Source organism: Paraconexibacter sp. AEG42_29 (assembly GCF_040581415.1).
Lineage (GTDB): Bacteria > Actinomycetota > Thermoleophilia > Solirubrobacterales > Solirubrobacteraceae > Paraconexibacter.
The window spans coordinates 2,916,686-2,930,805 of record NZ_CP114014.1; the positions used below are offsets into that span (position 1 = coordinate 2,916,686).

Consider the following 14,120-nt stretch of genomic DNA (forward strand, 5'->3'; position numbering starts at 1 on the left):
ATCTTGACCAACGCGCTCTGACCGCAGCTCGCGCGATAGCGGCCGCTCACGGTGTAGCGCACGCCGGGGCGACCGTGATTCATGCCTCCAGCAACGTTCTGGTGCACCTGCGGCCCGCACCTGTCGCGGCGCGCGTCATGAGCGGGACGATCGCGATACACGACGATCCTCAGAGATGGCTCACACGGGAGACGTCAGTGCTCGAGTTCCTCGCGCCATCGGGCTCGTCGTCCGGCCGAGCGCGCTGCTCCCGCCAGGACCGCATAACCACGACGGCCGATGGATGACGTTCTCCGAATGGATTCCCGGCGTCGACCCGACGCCGCGCGTCGACGACGCGGGCCAGCTCGGTCGCGCGCTGCGAGACCTGCACGACGCTCTGGCGGCTTACGACGGCGACCTGGCGAACATGAGCGATCTCGGCAATGACATCGAACGTTTGCACAGCCTGCTTCGCGCAGCCGACGACGAGGAGGCCGGCATCATCAGGTCGCTGCACGATCGCCTCCAGATGCTCAAGGACGAGGTGTTCACGTCCGCGCTACCCGCCCAGGCACTGCACGGCGACATCTCGCTCGGCAACCAGCTTCGCACGCCCAGAGGTCGCTTCTGGAACGACTTCGAGGACACCTTTCGGGGACCGATCCACTGGGACGTAGCGAGCTGCGTGATCAGTCTGACGAATCACGGGGCCACCTCAGACCACGTCCGCAAGATGCTCGACGGCTTCGATGGGACCACGCCAACGACCTCAGGCCTTTCTTTCGCGCCCACGCCGTCTACGACCAGATATGGAGCCTGTACGACCGACAGCGAAGGCGCGACCCAGAGATCTGATCTCAGCGACTGCTGACTCAAAGCAAAGCCTCCGTCCGCGCAGGGTTCCGCTGCGAGAGGTTCGGCAGCGCTCAGCCGGTGGACGGCGTCGTCAGCGCTTCAGCGACTTTGGCAGCGAGGTAGCGATAATCGGTCATCAAGGGACCGGCCGCCTGCGGGTCGTCCTCCAGGCGGTCCCGTAAACCCCTCGCGAGATCCTCTACGCGGGCCCCGACGCCACCCGGTGGCGCGCGATGCCGGCGGTCATACGAGAGCCATCGCCGGTGAGCGACCTCCGCGATCTGCCGGACTTCTCCACCAGCGACCGGGCAGCCCTCAGCCTGAGCCAACTCAACGGCGCGCGCGATGCGATCGCGGACATCGTCTGGGTCGGTCACGCTCTCATTCTTCCAGAGCCGTGTCCGGTCAGGGTTCTGATGCGGACACGTCGCCCCGCGGATCTTCGTGCGCCGCGGTAGTACGGTTGACGCGGTGGCAGGCACCAGCCATCCGGCCAGGCTCAACGCTCCGTCCCGGGAGGGTGTGCGCGGCTGGCGATACGGCGCGCGACGGCTCATGATGTGTGGCGCTGCAACCGCTCTGGCCCTGACTGGTGCCGGCTGCGGCGAGTCGGGCGGTCAAGACGATCAGGCGGCCGTGCGCAAGGCGGTTACCGCGGGGCTCACCGGAGCCGCTCAGCAGCGGTGCGTCTCAGCGGCAACACCGCGTTTGATCGCCGCGTTGTATCGCTCGCGCGACCGATGCACCTACCTCGTGTCCAGGACTGGACCGGACACGGACACCAGTGTTCGTGTCACCGGCATCGACCGGAACGAGGATCGCGCAAAGGTCAACCTCCGTCTGGACGGCGGCGACTTCGCCGGTTCTGTAGGCCACGTCGAAGCGCTGCGCGGACCGTCGGGCAGCTGGCGGCTAGACGAACTCGGAACCGACCTGCTGCGGTCGATGCTCGCCGACCCTGCCCGGACTACCGACCCGGTGGACAAACAGACCTTCGGTTGCGTAGCCCGCACGACCAGTGGACTCAGCGATCCCGCATTCCGTCGTGTTGCTCACGCTCTCATCGGCGCGAGACCAAGGGACGTACCGGCCGCGGTCAAAGCGTGCTTCTACCCCGCACGCGATGACTCGGACTGACGCGGGTTCCATCCGGGCTTTGCTCGCCAAGAAGCTGGTGCCGACTTGGGTGAGAACGAGCAGACGCGACCCTCGCGGTTCTGGCCAAGCCACTTGCTAAGGGGTCCCTCCGGGAACGTCGATACGGTCGTGTTGATGGTGGTCTACGAGATCGTTCCGCATGTCGGCGTTGGCGCGGTGAATCTCGGCATGTCGCGTGCCGACGCTCGTGCCGTGATGCCGGAGCTGCGACCGCTTCTGCTGTTCGACGGGTCTGTCCCGGACGGCGACTATCGGGATCTTGCGCATGACAACGCGTTCCAGGTCACCTACGACTCACCCGATGGCAAGATCGAGTTCATCGAGCTCGGCCAGACCGCAGCCATGGGGGTGACGTTCGCAGGTCAACTGATCCTGAGCCTTGACGCCGACGAGGCCCTCGGCATCCTCACCGCCCAGGCGAGCTACGACGAGACAGACCCCGAACTCGGCCATAGCTACATCTTCCCCGCGCTCGAGTTGTCGGTGTGGCGCCCATCCGTCCCGAAGGACGACGGGGATCTCGACGGCCGGCACTTCGCCACCATCGGTATCGGCGTGGCCGGTTACTGGTCTGCGGCCTAGGGTTGACGCCAAACTCGTCTGGTAACGGTTCCCGATAAGGCACGGCAGTCTCAGACATCCGTGGAGCGTCGGAGGCTTCAGCCTCCGACGCTGGCGGCGGCGTCCGCGGTCCTGGCTTTCCCACGAAGCCTCACCGCGTGCGATGCCGTTCCGATTTGGCAGGGCTTTCGGGCTGGCGTTGGCGCTGACGAATCTACGGGCGTGCGCGGTGGTCGATGCGTGTTCCGGCGGCGTCATACCAGATCGTCCCGAGCTGGGACTGGATGCCTGGAACGGCGAAGCGGTAGACGTTGTCACGCACGGGGACGGTCACGGTACGACCGCGCCGAAGGTTGATCGTCACCTTCGCGACGCCGTCGGGCACGAGCGTGGCGTAATGCGTGAGCGGACCGTGCTCATAGTCCACCGGGCCGGTCATGACCCGTCCGGCGTTGTCGCCCGCCCCGGCCCGGATGCCGGTCGTGCGCAACGTCGAAGTCGTCCCGCACGTCCCTCCACCGCCGTAGCCGCCGCCTACACGCCGACGGCGCCCGCCGGCCGTCACTGTCGTTGGCGCAACGAAGGCGACCGTGTGCAAGCAGAGGACGTCGCGCGCCGCGAGGTTTGCGTAGCGCGGCTCGTACGGGCCGGTGCGTTCGGCGGGGATCAGGATGGTTGCCGAGCGCCGTCCCTGGTCGATCACGCGGATCGCCTCGACATGGACGCCGTTGGCGAGCGAGCGGTCCAGGCTCCGCAGCGCGATGCGCACCAGCGGCCCGCGATCGCGGTCGGTCTGCGGCCGGCGCAGCACGGCGAGCGCCGCGAGCTGCTCAGCAGGGACCGGGGTCGCTGCGGCTCGGGGGCGATCTCCGCGCCCGGGCGTGCCGAGCTGCGGGTCCCAGCCGCCGGTGCTTGCCGCGACGGCTGTGCCGCTGATAACGACTAAGCCGATCGCGAGCAGGCCAGTGCGGCGGGACGGTCGGCGACCCCCCTGTCTCTGACCGCCGGTAGCTCTGGATGGCGTTGCGGAGTCCTCCTCGGCGTAGGCAGCCTGCAGGCGGGCGACGGTGGCCGCTGGCGGCTCCGCGCCAGGGAGGTCCGGGTAGGCGCGCTTCAGGCACGCGAGGTCGTGGTCTGTCATGTGGTGCTCCGTCCCGGCCGCACCGCGGGACGGGCCGGTTCGAGGGTCGGAAGAGAGCGGCGCAGGTGGGCGCGCGCCCGATGCAGCCGTGAGCGGACGGTCCCGACACGGATGTCGAGCGCAACGGCGATCTCCTCGTAACCGAGGTCCGCCCATGCGTGCAGCAGCAGGACCTCGAGCTGCTCGCGCGGGAGCTGCCGCAGCAGCTCCCCGAGCGCAGGGTCCGCGGGTAGGTCTGGGGCGGCCACGCTGACGGCTTCTGGCGCTGCTGCACGCGAGCGGCGGTGGCCAGCGCGAATCTCGTCCCGCAGCAGGTTCGTGGCGATCTGGAACAGCCACGCACGCACACCGTGGCCTTGATCGCGAAACCGGGCGCGGGCAGCGAAGGCACGGACGAACGTCTCGGCCGCGAGATCCTCGGCGAGCGCCGCGTCTCCTACCCGCGCGTGCAGGTAGCGCCGGATCGCGATGTGGTGGCGGACGAATAGCGCGTCAAACGCGGCCGGCTCGCTGACCGACCGTCGCAATGCTTGGATGTCGTCATCGCTCGTCATGCACAGGCTGCAACGCCAAGCAGCATCATGAGGTTCCCACCTGTGACGACTGTCCCCCCCACCGCTGCCTCAGGAACGAGCCGAAAGTGTTCCGCGCCGTCACGCGGGAACCGTTCTGTGGCGCGCATCGCCGCGGCGCGCGACAATCGCTTGATGATCACGGCCAAGACCACGAGACCTCGCTCATGCAGTGGCGGCCCTTCCTTGTCGGTCGTGCTCACTGGCTGTCGCTGTGACGGAGCTTGACCGCAGGCGACGGACGCGGCTCTGGCGCTGGACCTTGGGGGCGGCGCTTGCGTTCGTCGCTTTGCTCCCAGTCGCGATCGTCGGCATGCTGGCGGCCTTCCGCTGCGACGGCCACAGCATCTGCGACGGATTCGACGCTTCCGCTGCAGACGCCGGAGTCGTGGCCTTCTGCGCACTGGTGCTAGATGCCGCGATGCTGCTCGTCCTCGCAATCGTCGGCGGGCTTCGACGCCGCTCGAACGGCCGCTGAGGACCCGGAGTCGGACCCCCTCCGACGGCGTGGGGCAGCGGCGGCGACCGAGTTACGCGCTCATGCGTCACCGACGGCGCGAGCTTCCCGACAACATTCCACGGCGCGTGCGGTCAAGGTTCCCCCTACCGCGCTCGGTAGCGCTGCTCGAGCGCTCGGCTGATCGGGTGATCGGAGTACTCGTCCACAACATCCCAGATGTGGTCGGTCGCATCGTCGTCGAGCGTGCTCAGCGCTTGCCAAAGCAGTCCGACGGTCCCTGGAGCATCTCGGAGGATCAGCGACACGGCCGCCGCTTCAGTGATCGCCGTGTCGTGAGCATTAAGCGCCGCCGCGAGGGCGCGTGACACATCGTCACCTGGCGTTGCCCGGAGACACTCGGCCGCTTGCACGGCCACCTCCCAGCTGCCGGATCGCAAGTCCGCGATCGCCCGCTCGACATCCATCAGCAGACCGTAACGACCAGGGCGCGAGCTGCGACGTGTCTTTCGCGGCGCCGAGGGTGTTGGCACTCCGCGCCAGGACCGACAGTTCCGTTCGCCGCCGCCGTCGGTCACGCGCGTCGTGGTGAGAGTTTCGTTGTCGTACGGCGGCGCTACGGCGGCGCTACGGCGCTGCCCACCAACCGAGCGGCGCCCCGTCGTGGTCATACACGTTTGTGAATATTCTATTCCACGCCCTCGGCGCGTCCGATCGCTGCCGTCACGGCCGCCTCGACAGCAGCGAACCCAGCCTCGACCGGGACATGACAAACGATCACGCGCGGCTGGCCGCCCTGGACTGCTCCACCGATCTCGCCAAGTCGGCTCCTGAGCTCCTCCAAGAGGTCACCGCCGCGACCGGCGGGAAGGTAGACCTGGATCTCAAGAAGGCCAGTGCGCGCCACGATCTTGACGATCCGACCATCGTCGACTTCGGCGACATCGCCGAGTGCCACGCCGTCAGCGACCGCCGGCGTCGCGAGCAGCCGCACCGTTCCATTCGGCAGTCGCTCGACCGCGACTTCCTCCATCACCGCCGTACCGTCAGGTTTGTGCCCTGCCAGCAACCTGACGTGCTCGTGCATCCGCGGACCCGACGGGCGTCGTCCAGCCCGCCCGGTCAGGTTTCTCCGCCAAGCGGGCCGGACTCCGGGTCTGCCCGGGAGACGGAGCAGAACTAGCGCAGCCGGACAATCAGGGGCTCGGAGGCTTCTGCCACGTAGTCATTGCCTGGGAACCATTCGATATGAAGGTGAGCGCCTCGGTCGGCAGACGCCGCGTCGCTCACGAACCCCTCCAGATTCTCCGCGAACAGTTCGAGCGCAGCACGATCTCCAGCGACCACAAGCTCGGTGTCTTCTACGAGCAGACAAAGCGGTCCATCGCTGCGGCTCAGGCGGATGGACGTCAGGGACACGTCGTACGGGAGGGGACCTCGGGCGCTCAACTCGCTGGTCAGCAGTCGTCCCGACGCGAGTTCGCGTGCCAGAGCCCGCAGCGACTCCGTTGGTCCGGAGAGTTCGACCCGGTATTGCTCGCGAAGACCGCGGATAGCACGGTCGTAACGTACCTGGGGACGATCTTCACGCGCAGTGGATCGACCGCGTCGCGTCCGGTCGGGATCCGTCACAGGACTGTGAACAGCGCTAGCCTCGTTGCCGTGCCGGCGAGTGTCTACGTCTCCCGTCGCCGGCTCGTTGATGCCGGGTGCGGAGCGCTGGCAGCGGCACTTGCTTTTGGAATCGCCGAGGTCGCGGAGACCCACTGGACCACGTTCATCGTGCTCCTCACGGTCGCGCCAGTGGCTGCATTCACGGTCTCGATTCTGCGCGGAGGTTGGTTCATGATCGGCGCACTGATCATGGGCTGGCTGCTCCTCTTCGCGTTCACCGGTGACTCCCCCGGCGACACCGTCTGGAGCGGCATCCTCTACTGGATGGTGCTGATGGCCGCAGCCGGAGCGGCGGCGATCGTCGTCATCGTCCGGTGGGCGTCCGCGTGGCTACGGAGAGCCCGCGCCGCGCCTCTCGGACAGCATCGTCCGTAGCCAAACGTCGCCGCGGGGGGCAGCTGCTCACGCACTCGCGACCCTGCGACGGTCCTCCCGGCGATCCTGGCGTCGAGCATCGCACGGCAACATCACGCTTCGAACGTCTCGGGCTACGCTCCTGGGGTGCGCCTGCGGATGGTCATCGGCGGCTTAGCGGTGGCGGCCTTGGTCGCCGCGCTGATCTCCGTGATGGGGCTGACCGCGTCTGCGGACGAAGGCGGTCCGCGTCTGATTTCGCCGCGCGGTTCGGTGTGCCCCATCGCACGCCACCCGCCGCAGTACTACGAGAGCGAGTTCCTCCCTCCGGGTTGCCCACGTGTTCGCCCGCCAGCCACGGGCGTACGGTGAGGGCTCGACAACGGCAACCGCAGAGTGCACGACCCGTTGCCCTCGTTAGTGTTTCCTCCACCGTGAAACGCGCCTTCATCCTGTTGATAGCTGCCGCGCTTTCGATCGCCGCCTGCGGCCGAGACGGTGACACCACCACCGAGACCGTCACGGCTACCGCCGCCGCGTCGGCACCTGACCCCCAGACCCCGAAGTCCATCGACGCAGATGCCAAGTCCAACGCTCGGAACATGGTCACGCGAGTCGAGGTCTGTTACGTCGACACAACTGACTATGACGAATGCCTGAGCGGTTCTTCGCAGCTCGACGACCCAGAGAACACAGACACCCTGGTCGAAGAGAGTCCAAACGGCTACAGGGTCGTAAGCAAGTCCATGACGGGCAACACCTTCACGATCACGAAGGACGCGGACGCCGCGAACGGCTACAAGCTCACCTGCACGGATGACGGCTATCGCAACGCAGGCTGTCGCAACGGTACGTGGTAACCGCCAGCGTCTATGACCGACCGCGTGCGCCTACTGCCAGCAGCTGATTTCGCTGCCCGTCCGGCAGAAGTTCCGTTGCAAGCGGCCCCGTCCGTTTGTTGCGCGGTGCTTCAGTCGCAGGCCGCGGGAAGAGCTGCCGAGGGCCGCCATGGCGTGATCGAAAGAACTTGGATCCGGACGAGCGAGCAGGCGCGTTCGAGCTGTCAGCACGAATAGGGACTGGTGCTTTTCAGCGGCACGACCTTGGATCTCCAGGCGATGCCGTCCGCGCGGGGTCCCGCCACGAGGACGGCGCCATGTCTGGCGCGCGCGGTCGCGACGGTTCGGTTTCCGGCCTTCAGCTGAACGGTCCGCACGCCCAACGGCACGACGCCCGAAACGATGACACGGCCCGGGGCCCGGGACGCGCAGGGCTCAACGGAGAAGAGCCCGTCGCGTGCGACCCGGCTTGAGTCCTTGCATGTCTCGTTAATCAAGCCGTAGACGTGGTCGCGCGCCTGCAGACACGAGCTCACCGTCCCAGGTGTAAACCAGATCCGAGGATGGCGCAGCCCGCGACGAAGGTCCGGGCGCATCAGCGGCGGTAGACCGCCGTAGTCGCGCGTCAGCAACCTGGGCGGCAGACCGCCTTGGGCCCGGGCCACCCCGCCGTCCGCGGCCGATTTCGGCCGGCGAAGAATGTCGAGGCTCAGGACCCCCGGCTGCAGCGGCACCAAGCACAGCTTCAGCTCCCGCTTGACCCATCGCGTGTCTAGCGCCGCCGCCGCAGGCGGCAGCTCCCGCAGATCGTCGCAGCGCCTGTCCCTCAGGAGAACGTTGTACTCCCGCAGCTCGCGTCCAGTGCCCTGGCTGGCTTGCGCGGACCCCGTTAGGCGCCGGCCTCCCAGCGGATCCGGCAAACGCACGGTGGTCTGGTCAGCCAGACGGTAGTCCAGCGTGGTGCTGCAGACTGCCTTGAAGGGCCCGGCTCGGAGCGAGACGCGGACTGTCGATGGCGTGCTGCGCACCGAGGACGTGGTCGGCGCGCAGCGGATATCAGGACGCGCCAACGTCAACACGCGTCCGTCTGGAGACACGCCAACAAGCACCCACGGCAACGACGAACGGCCCGGGAGAGGACGCGTCCCGAGACCGAAGGCGGCGCCGCAGGAGACCGCTAGCGAGGCCGCGAGATATGCACCGCGCCGTCCTTGGCCCCTCACACCGCGATCCTAACGGCGCTGGCAGTCCGTATCCGGACGACAACCAAGTCAGCGTGCAGCGACCGGTGGGATGCGGTGCGATCGCTGCCGCTCAGTGGAGGCACGCCAAGCGGAAGCGCCTCGGCCTAGGTGTCGTGATCAGGGCCATCCGGCTCACAAGCGGTCTAGCTCCGGCGGTCAGCGGGTGCCCGGTAGGGGTTCCCCAGCGGACGTGAGTCCGTGGTTCGACGTAGCCAGCAGTCTGCGGATACCGTCGCGAGATGCTCCGGCCCGCGCGCCTGACCTTGCTCATGCTGGTCGTAGTCGGCCTCGTTGTCGTCGGCGTGGGCGGGCTTCACGACTACAACCGTAGGCACGGAACGTACGGGTGCTACGGACCGTCGCCTTCAGATTGCCCGGGGCTGCCGTCCTCGCCCGGCAGGTTCTACCTCGTCGGCACAGGCCTGCTCATCATCGGAGCTGCCGCAACCGTGATCGGTCGCCGACATGAACATCGCGGCCGAGCTGAACCGCCCGTCGATACGCCGGGCGTCGGGTGACCCCACTCATCTCGGGGCCGCGGAGCTAGCCCGTCCGGTGAGGGTTCCCTTCCAAACTAATGGGCGCCCCGTGTACGGTCGGGCAGTGCGCGTCCTCGGTGTGCCCATCGCCGTTGCGCTCGTCCTGGTTACCGGGTGCGGCGGCGGCTCACAGTCGCCTGATGACCCGCCTCAGACCGACGCGCCAGCGGGCCGCGTCGAGCGTCGACCCGGCGAGCGCCTCATCGTCCGCGTCACTTCACGGGATGAGGCCGCGTCGACCTGCGCGCGTCTGCAGGCCTCTCCGCCGCCCGAAAGCGCCGGCGGGCTCGTCGAAATCTTGGTGGGCGATCGCGTCGTCGAGCGCTGTCCAACCGAGCTCATCAGCGAGAGCAGTATCTCCTCGCCGCCGATCGGGGAGCCTTAGCGCCGCGGCGTCCGCTTGAGGTCCCGTTGCCGGCGCCGATCAGTCGACGAGGGCGCGCTGCAAGAAGTGTCCGAACGTCGCGTATGCCGTCGTCTTCGGCCAAGGCGGAGTCCCGTGTCCGCTCCACGTCAGATGCACGACGAACACCTCAGGGCTCGCGGGGTCCGCAAACAACACGTCATCATTGGCGTCACGCTTGGCGATGGCGAGCAAGTCCCGATCGAACAGCTCGTGTCCCCGCTTGAGCTCCCGCCGCAGTTCGTCGTCGAGCGCCGACGCCAGCTTCTCAGCGTCCCCCGGAGCTACCCAGTCGCTTTCAAATCCTGCCCAGTCCGCGGGCCATGCCTCCGGCGCTTGCAACACCGCCGCGCGCGACTGCCGCGGAATGGTCGCCGCCTTATCACGTGGTCTGAAGGCGCGCCATAGGCTCACACGTCTCATGCTGCCAGGTCAGTACCGCCGCGTCCGGTCGAGGTTCGTTCGCGCGGACGAGTCGTCGCTGCTGGATGATCGTTCCAATGCTCGGGACCCGACTCTCATTCGAGTGCAGCGACGCTCCCAGCTGCACAGTGATCTTCGAGCCCGACGGTTTCGAAGCGAAGCTAACGAACGGCGACGCGTTGAGGGCCGAGTTTCGCGGCGGCGAGGAGTTGGGCGTTATCGAGGTCACGCACCGTCCCAACAGCATCTCCGTCTGGGCTCGGTCCGGAGCAGAGACGTCGGTGTGGAGAAAATCGGGCGAGCAGATCTACTAAACGACGCGGAACCGACAGGCGTCCCAGTAGAGGTTCCGAGAAGAGGACGCAGGCTCCGTAGGCTCACCGCTGCTCCGTCGCTGCTGAGGCGAACGTGAGCAAGCGGCCCTCGTCGCCTGCCCCGAGCCCTCGGTCCCCAGGGATCGGCAGCAGCAGCGTCGGCTGCGGCCGATGCTCTGCCCACACCGCCGCGACATCGCCGATGTCGTCGTCGACATACGCAAACGGGCGATCGACGACGAACCGACGGATCGCCGGCAGCTTCCACGAGTCACCCAAGCTGGCTTCGTTACCGAACATGATCACCGGGAGCGGCGGGAGGCCGAACAGCGGCGCCAGTACCTCGTTCGCCTCTTCCTCCCAGGTCGTGGCCCACACGAGTCGGAAGACCTCGGACAGGCGACGAAGCCGCGCGGGCGTCTCCGCACGGTAACGCAGGTGCTCATGGCCCGGAACGCGGACCAGCGGAACGTCCCCTCGGTCACCCAAAGGAAGCAGAACTCCGTCAACGTCGAGGAGCAGGTCGGGACGACGCAACCTCACCGCGCCTCCGCTTCCGTCGTCATCACTGCGTGTCTTGACTCGACGCCCAGCCGGCCCGGCCGAGCGCCTGCCAGCACGCACAAGTCAGCGGCTCCCACGCTCACGACCATACCCGGGCATATCGCCGCGGCCCGTGTCCGTTCGGGGTTCCCTCTCAGCCGTCGGGACGCTTGCCTCGTGCGGCTCGACGCGAGTCGTAAGCAACGAACGCCCAGAGCACAACCCCAACGACGAACAGCGAGGAAGCGAGCGCCACATAGCTCAGCAGCGGGCCGTCCTCGACGGTGCCCTGCAGACCCTTGATGTAGATGGCGACCGCTGCACCGACCGCGCCGATGGCGAGAACCACGAGCACCAAATGCGCGGGCCGCAACTTCATCAGTCCACCCTCCGCCCGTGACTCCTGACGTCGCCGACGTCCGCCGGTCTTGGCAGCCCCAGCGGCTGTCGCTGAACGAGCGAACCGTGGGTTGCCCGGTAGCGGTTCCGCTTCTCGCGCAGAGCGGAACATGGCTGCCGAGGCGCGGTCGGCGAGATCAGCGGGTGGCGGGATGCTGCCTGACGTGCCAGGGGCCGCTGCCGATGGCGGGGTGGCTTAGGCTGACGCCATGAAAGGACGCAACGTGGCGGCGGCCATCCAGGTTGTTCTGCTGGCAGCGATCGCCATGCCATTGGCGGGATGTGGGGGCGCAGCCGGTGCCGCTGCTCCCGCCGCGGTACTTCGGGATTACCTCGATGCCCTCGCTGACGGCGACGCAGAAGGTGCGTGCGATGCGCTGGTGGATGAGCTGAAGCAGCGGATGTCGAAGTTGACGAAAGCCAACGACACGCCCGCAGCGGTCTGCGAGTCGGCTCTCAAGGCCGCGAAAACGGGATTGACCGACGAGCTAATGCAGGAAGCGCGCGAGACCAAGTTTGCGACGACAGTTCAGGGCGACAGAGCGTTCGTGAAAGCCATCGGCGGCGGCGACGACGCTGTGGGCCTGAAGAGGCTGAACGGGCGCTGGTACATCGCGAGGGGCATCTTGGGACCTTTGGAGGGTCCTTTGACCCGCCGCAGCGATATGGCGGCACAGAAGGCCGTACGCAACACAGTGACCCTCGTCGAAGCTTGCGGGGCCAGAACGGGGATCTACCGGAAGTGCAAGCCGCTCAGGCGGGAATACATAGGCCCGACGGGCGACGCGACCGCGGAAACCCACTTCGACGGCTTTAAGGCGACCGCTACATCTGACACCGGCACGCGCTTCAATATCACGCGCTCCGACCTGAACTACGTGCAATCGTGCTCGCCTGCCGGTGCCGGCCTGTGTCAGGCGAATGGCTCGTGGTAATTACCGCACCCTGACTGCTGCTTCCGCGATAAAGCGGACAACACCGTGACCGCATCCCCTGGGGTTCCCCGACTGCAGCGAGTGCAGAGGTCGCGCGCGAACTGGAGACCTGACTACCCCGAGTTCGCCGTTCCCGCCAGTCGACCGGCTGTGAGCCGGTGTCCCGCTCGACCTCCGGTCCAGCGTAGAGCGGAATCCCACAGCTGCGGCCGTCCCGCAAATCCATTGCCCGAACACCGGTGCCCCCTAGCTTTCGCGGGGTCGGTCAAGGGCGGCGGTGGCCGTAGGTCATCGCCGCGACTGGCAATCGCGGTATTTGCGTGGATCGGGCTGCGGGCCCCGGCAGGTCGCTCTGGGTGCGGCAGGCTGATGAGGCGCCGTCGTGCGGCAGGCTTTCGTGTGCGCCGTCAGAGAGCGGCTGCGCGGGCGGGCGGCAAGCTAGTGTGCGCCGTCGAGCGGCATAGCCGGAACGCCGTCACCGCCCGCGCGCCGAGCGCGAGCGTAGCGCCGATCGTCGTAGGGCTGTTGGGTTTGAAGAAGGCGCCAGCAGAGCCGGCAGGCGTGCCGGGCAAGCGCAACGCGCGCTTGCATCGGGCGCATCCCGCGCGCGGTCAGCTGCGTGTTGCGGGCGGCGAACGCTGGGGCGTAGAGCGAGAGGCCCCAGGCGATGCCCATCAGCGCGTCGCGGTGCTCGGCCAGTCCGGTCCTGGCGATCTTGCCGCGCCGGGTGATTGTCGAGGACTGATAGCTCGCCGGCGCCAGACCCGTCGCCGAGTACAGATGCTCGGGGGTGGGCCAGCGCTCGATCGGCAGCGTGAACGCGCTGAACGCTGCAGCGCGAACGACCGCGACCCCGGGCAGGCTGGTCAGGACCTGACCCGGCGTCTGCGCAAGGAGCGCCTCAAGCTGGGTCTCGCAGACCGCGATGTCGGCTTGGAGGTCCTGCCAGCGACGCAGGTCGCGACCGAGCCGCTGCGCGCGCAGCTCGGCATCGACCGGCGGCGCCAGGAGCCGCTTCCAGCGCTGTGCCCAGAACGCGGCGGTCGCCTCGGTCATCCGGCCCGGTGCGCGAGCCAAGAGCGACCGCGCGGACGGTGCTCGACCGGTGAACGCGACCGCGCAGGCAAGCGCGGCCTGTCCGGTCGGCGAGTCGATGAGCAACGCCCGACCCTGACAGGCCGGCGAGGACAAGCCCGGGCAGAGCGCATTGAGCTGATCGTGCAGCCGCTGCTGCAGCTTCTTGCGCGCGTCGACGAGCTGGCGGCGATGACGAACCGTCCCCAACAACGCCTCGACCGCATCCGGCTCAGCGGCCCGGCCGGCACCCTGCCTCAGCAGCCAGACCATCGCAGCGCAATCGCGGTCATCAGTCTTAAACCGCCGCGATCCAAGCTGCGCCCTGGCCGCGGTCGTCTCCGATGGCGCGAACAACCGAAGCGACCCCGGCCAGCGTCGCTGGATCTCCGTCGCCCACGCCCGATGCAACGCCCCGGTCTCTTCCATCCCGATCACCGGCGGCCCGCCGACCCGGCTCTCCGCGATCAACCGCTCGAGCTCCTCGATCCCGTCACGAAGCACCGGCAACGACACCGGCTCCCCGATCAACCCACGCTCCCCGGTGGTCAACCACACACGATTCACCGCCTTGCCCGGATCGATCGCGATCACCAACGTCGACGCCGGCACCTCCGTCCGCAGCAGTCCGTCCATCTCTCTCCCTCTCAGGA

At 67.7% G+C, this 14,120-nt stretch carries 18 protein-coding genes; 8 read left to right on the plus strand and 10 right to left on the minus strand.

What is annotated here, in order from left to right; translation table 11 throughout:
* Window positions 1-175: 175 nt before the first annotated feature.
* Complete coding sequence (locus DSM112329_RS14120; RefSeq protein WP_354697191.1) at window positions 176-853, plus strand: aminoglycoside phosphotransferase family protein; 678 nt, start codon at window positions 176-178, stop codon at window positions 851-853.
* Between the two features lie 55 nt (window positions 854-908).
* On the opposite strand, the gene DSM112329_RS14125 is transcribed toward DSM112329_RS14120, so the two are convergent.
* Entirely contained in the window at window positions 909-1,214 is a 306-nt protein-coding gene (locus DSM112329_RS14125) for a hypothetical protein (protein WP_354697192.1), read from the minus strand.
* Between the two features lie 94 nt (window positions 1,215-1,308).
* On the opposite strand from DSM112329_RS14125, the gene DSM112329_RS14130 reads away from it, so the two are divergent.
* On the plus strand, window positions 1,309-1,974 hold the full coding sequence (locus DSM112329_RS14130) for a hypothetical protein (protein WP_354697193.1): 666 nt from the start codon (window positions 1,309-1,311) through the stop codon (window positions 1,972-1,974).
* A 135-nt stretch (window positions 1,975-2,109) separates the two neighbouring features.
* The gene (locus DSM112329_RS14135) at window positions 2,110-2,577 is read left to right on the plus strand and encodes a hypothetical protein (protein ID WP_354697194.1); all 468 of its coding nucleotides are present in this window, start codon (window positions 2,110-2,112) and stop codon (window positions 2,575-2,577) included.
* Between the two features lie 193 nt (window positions 2,578-2,770).
* Here the strand turns inward: DSM112329_RS14135 and DSM112329_RS14140 are convergent, their stop codons facing one another.
* Both DSM112329_RS14140 and DSM112329_RS14145 read right to left on the minus strand, forming a co-directional pair.
* Window positions 2,771-3,697 carry a hypothetical protein gene (locus DSM112329_RS14140; protein ID WP_354697195.1) on the minus strand — a complete coding sequence of 309 codons (927 nt, stop codon included), beginning with the start codon at window positions 3,695-3,697 and terminating at the stop codon, window positions 2,771-2,773.
* Window positions 3,694-4,251 (minus strand): RNA polymerase sigma factor, encoded by a 558-nt coding sequence (locus DSM112329_RS14145; protein ID WP_354697196.1) that lies wholly within the window; start codon window positions 4,249-4,251, stop codon window positions 3,694-3,696. Before DSM112329_RS14145 ends, DSM112329_RS14140 begins: the two co-directional genes overlap by 4 nt.
* A 232-nt stretch (window positions 4,252-4,483) precedes the next feature.
* On the opposite strand from DSM112329_RS14145, the gene DSM112329_RS14150 reads away from it, so the two are divergent.
* Window positions 4,484-4,747 carry a hypothetical protein gene (locus DSM112329_RS14150; protein ID WP_354697197.1) on the plus strand — a complete coding sequence of 88 codons (264 nt, stop codon included), beginning with the start codon at window positions 4,484-4,486 and terminating at the stop codon, window positions 4,745-4,747.
* Between the two features lie 125 nt (window positions 4,748-4,872).
* Here the strand turns inward: DSM112329_RS14150 and DSM112329_RS14155 are convergent, their stop codons facing one another.
* Both DSM112329_RS14155 and DSM112329_RS14160 read right to left on the minus strand, forming a co-directional pair.
* Window positions 4,873-5,193, minus strand: a complete 321-nt coding sequence (locus DSM112329_RS14155) for a hypothetical protein (RefSeq protein WP_354697198.1) — start codon at window positions 5,191-5,193, stop codon at window positions 4,873-4,875.
* Between the two features lie 221 nt (window positions 5,194-5,414).
* Window positions 5,415-5,813, minus strand: coding sequence for a DUF4265 domain-containing protein (locus DSM112329_RS14160; protein ID WP_354697199.1), 399 nt, complete (start codon window positions 5,811-5,813; stop codon window positions 5,415-5,417).
* 167 nt (window positions 5,814-5,980) lie between these two features.
* On the opposite strand from DSM112329_RS14160, the gene DSM112329_RS14165 reads away from it, so the two are divergent.
* Complete coding sequence (locus DSM112329_RS14165) at window positions 5,981-6,775, plus strand: hypothetical protein (protein WP_354697200.1); 795 nt, start codon at window positions 5,981-5,983, stop codon at window positions 6,773-6,775.
* Window positions 6,776-7,188: 413 nt separating this feature from the next.
* Complete coding sequence (locus DSM112329_RS14170; RefSeq protein WP_354697201.1) at window positions 7,189-7,614, plus strand: hypothetical protein; 426 nt, start codon at window positions 7,189-7,191, stop codon at window positions 7,612-7,614.
* Window positions 7,615-7,817: 203 nt separating this feature from the next.
* Here the strand turns inward: DSM112329_RS14170 and DSM112329_RS14175 are convergent, their stop codons facing one another.
* The gene (locus tag DSM112329_RS14175) at window positions 7,818-8,327 is read right to left on the minus strand and encodes a hypothetical protein (RefSeq protein WP_354697202.1); all 510 of its coding nucleotides are present in this window, start codon (window positions 8,325-8,327) and stop codon (window positions 7,818-7,820) included.
* 1,113 nt (window positions 8,328-9,440) lie between these two features.
* Here DSM112329_RS14175 and DSM112329_RS14180 point away from each other — a divergent pair.
* Window positions 9,441-9,761, plus strand: coding sequence for a hypothetical protein (locus DSM112329_RS14180; RefSeq protein ID WP_354697203.1), 321 nt, complete (start codon window positions 9,441-9,443; stop codon window positions 9,759-9,761).
* A gap of 39 nt (window positions 9,762-9,800) precedes the next feature.
* Here DSM112329_RS14180 and DSM112329_RS14185 read toward each other — a convergent pair whose 3' ends face one another.
* From DSM112329_RS14185 to DSM112329_RS14195, 3 genes are all read right to left on the minus strand, one after another.
* Window positions 9,801-10,193: a hypothetical protein gene (locus DSM112329_RS14185; protein WP_354697204.1), complete on the minus strand. Its 393-nt coding sequence runs from the start codon at window positions 10,191-10,193 to the stop codon at window positions 9,801-9,803.
* Window positions 10,194-10,579: 386 nt separating this feature from the next.
* Window positions 10,580-11,059: a hypothetical protein gene (locus DSM112329_RS14190; RefSeq protein ID WP_354697205.1), complete on the minus strand. Its 480-nt coding sequence runs from the start codon at window positions 11,057-11,059 to the stop codon at window positions 10,580-10,582.
* A gap of 154 nt (window positions 11,060-11,213) precedes the next feature.
* Window positions 11,214-11,438 carry a hypothetical protein gene (locus DSM112329_RS14195; protein WP_354697206.1) on the minus strand — a complete coding sequence of 75 codons (225 nt, stop codon included), beginning with the start codon at window positions 11,436-11,438 and terminating at the stop codon, window positions 11,214-11,216.
* A gap of 229 nt (window positions 11,439-11,667) precedes the next feature.
* Between DSM112329_RS14195 and DSM112329_RS14200 the strand changes: the two genes are divergently transcribed.
* Window positions 11,668-12,393, plus strand: a complete 726-nt coding sequence (locus tag DSM112329_RS14200) for a hypothetical protein (protein ID WP_354697207.1) — start codon at window positions 11,668-11,670, stop codon at window positions 12,391-12,393.
* Between the two features lie 438 nt (window positions 12,394-12,831).
* Here DSM112329_RS14200 and DSM112329_RS14205 read toward each other — a convergent pair whose 3' ends face one another.
* On the minus strand, window positions 12,832-14,103 hold the full coding sequence (locus DSM112329_RS14205; protein ID WP_354697182.1) for an IS110 family transposase: 1,272 nt from the start codon (window positions 14,101-14,103) through the stop codon (window positions 12,832-12,834).
* Between the last annotated feature and the right edge of the window lie 17 nt (window positions 14,104-14,120).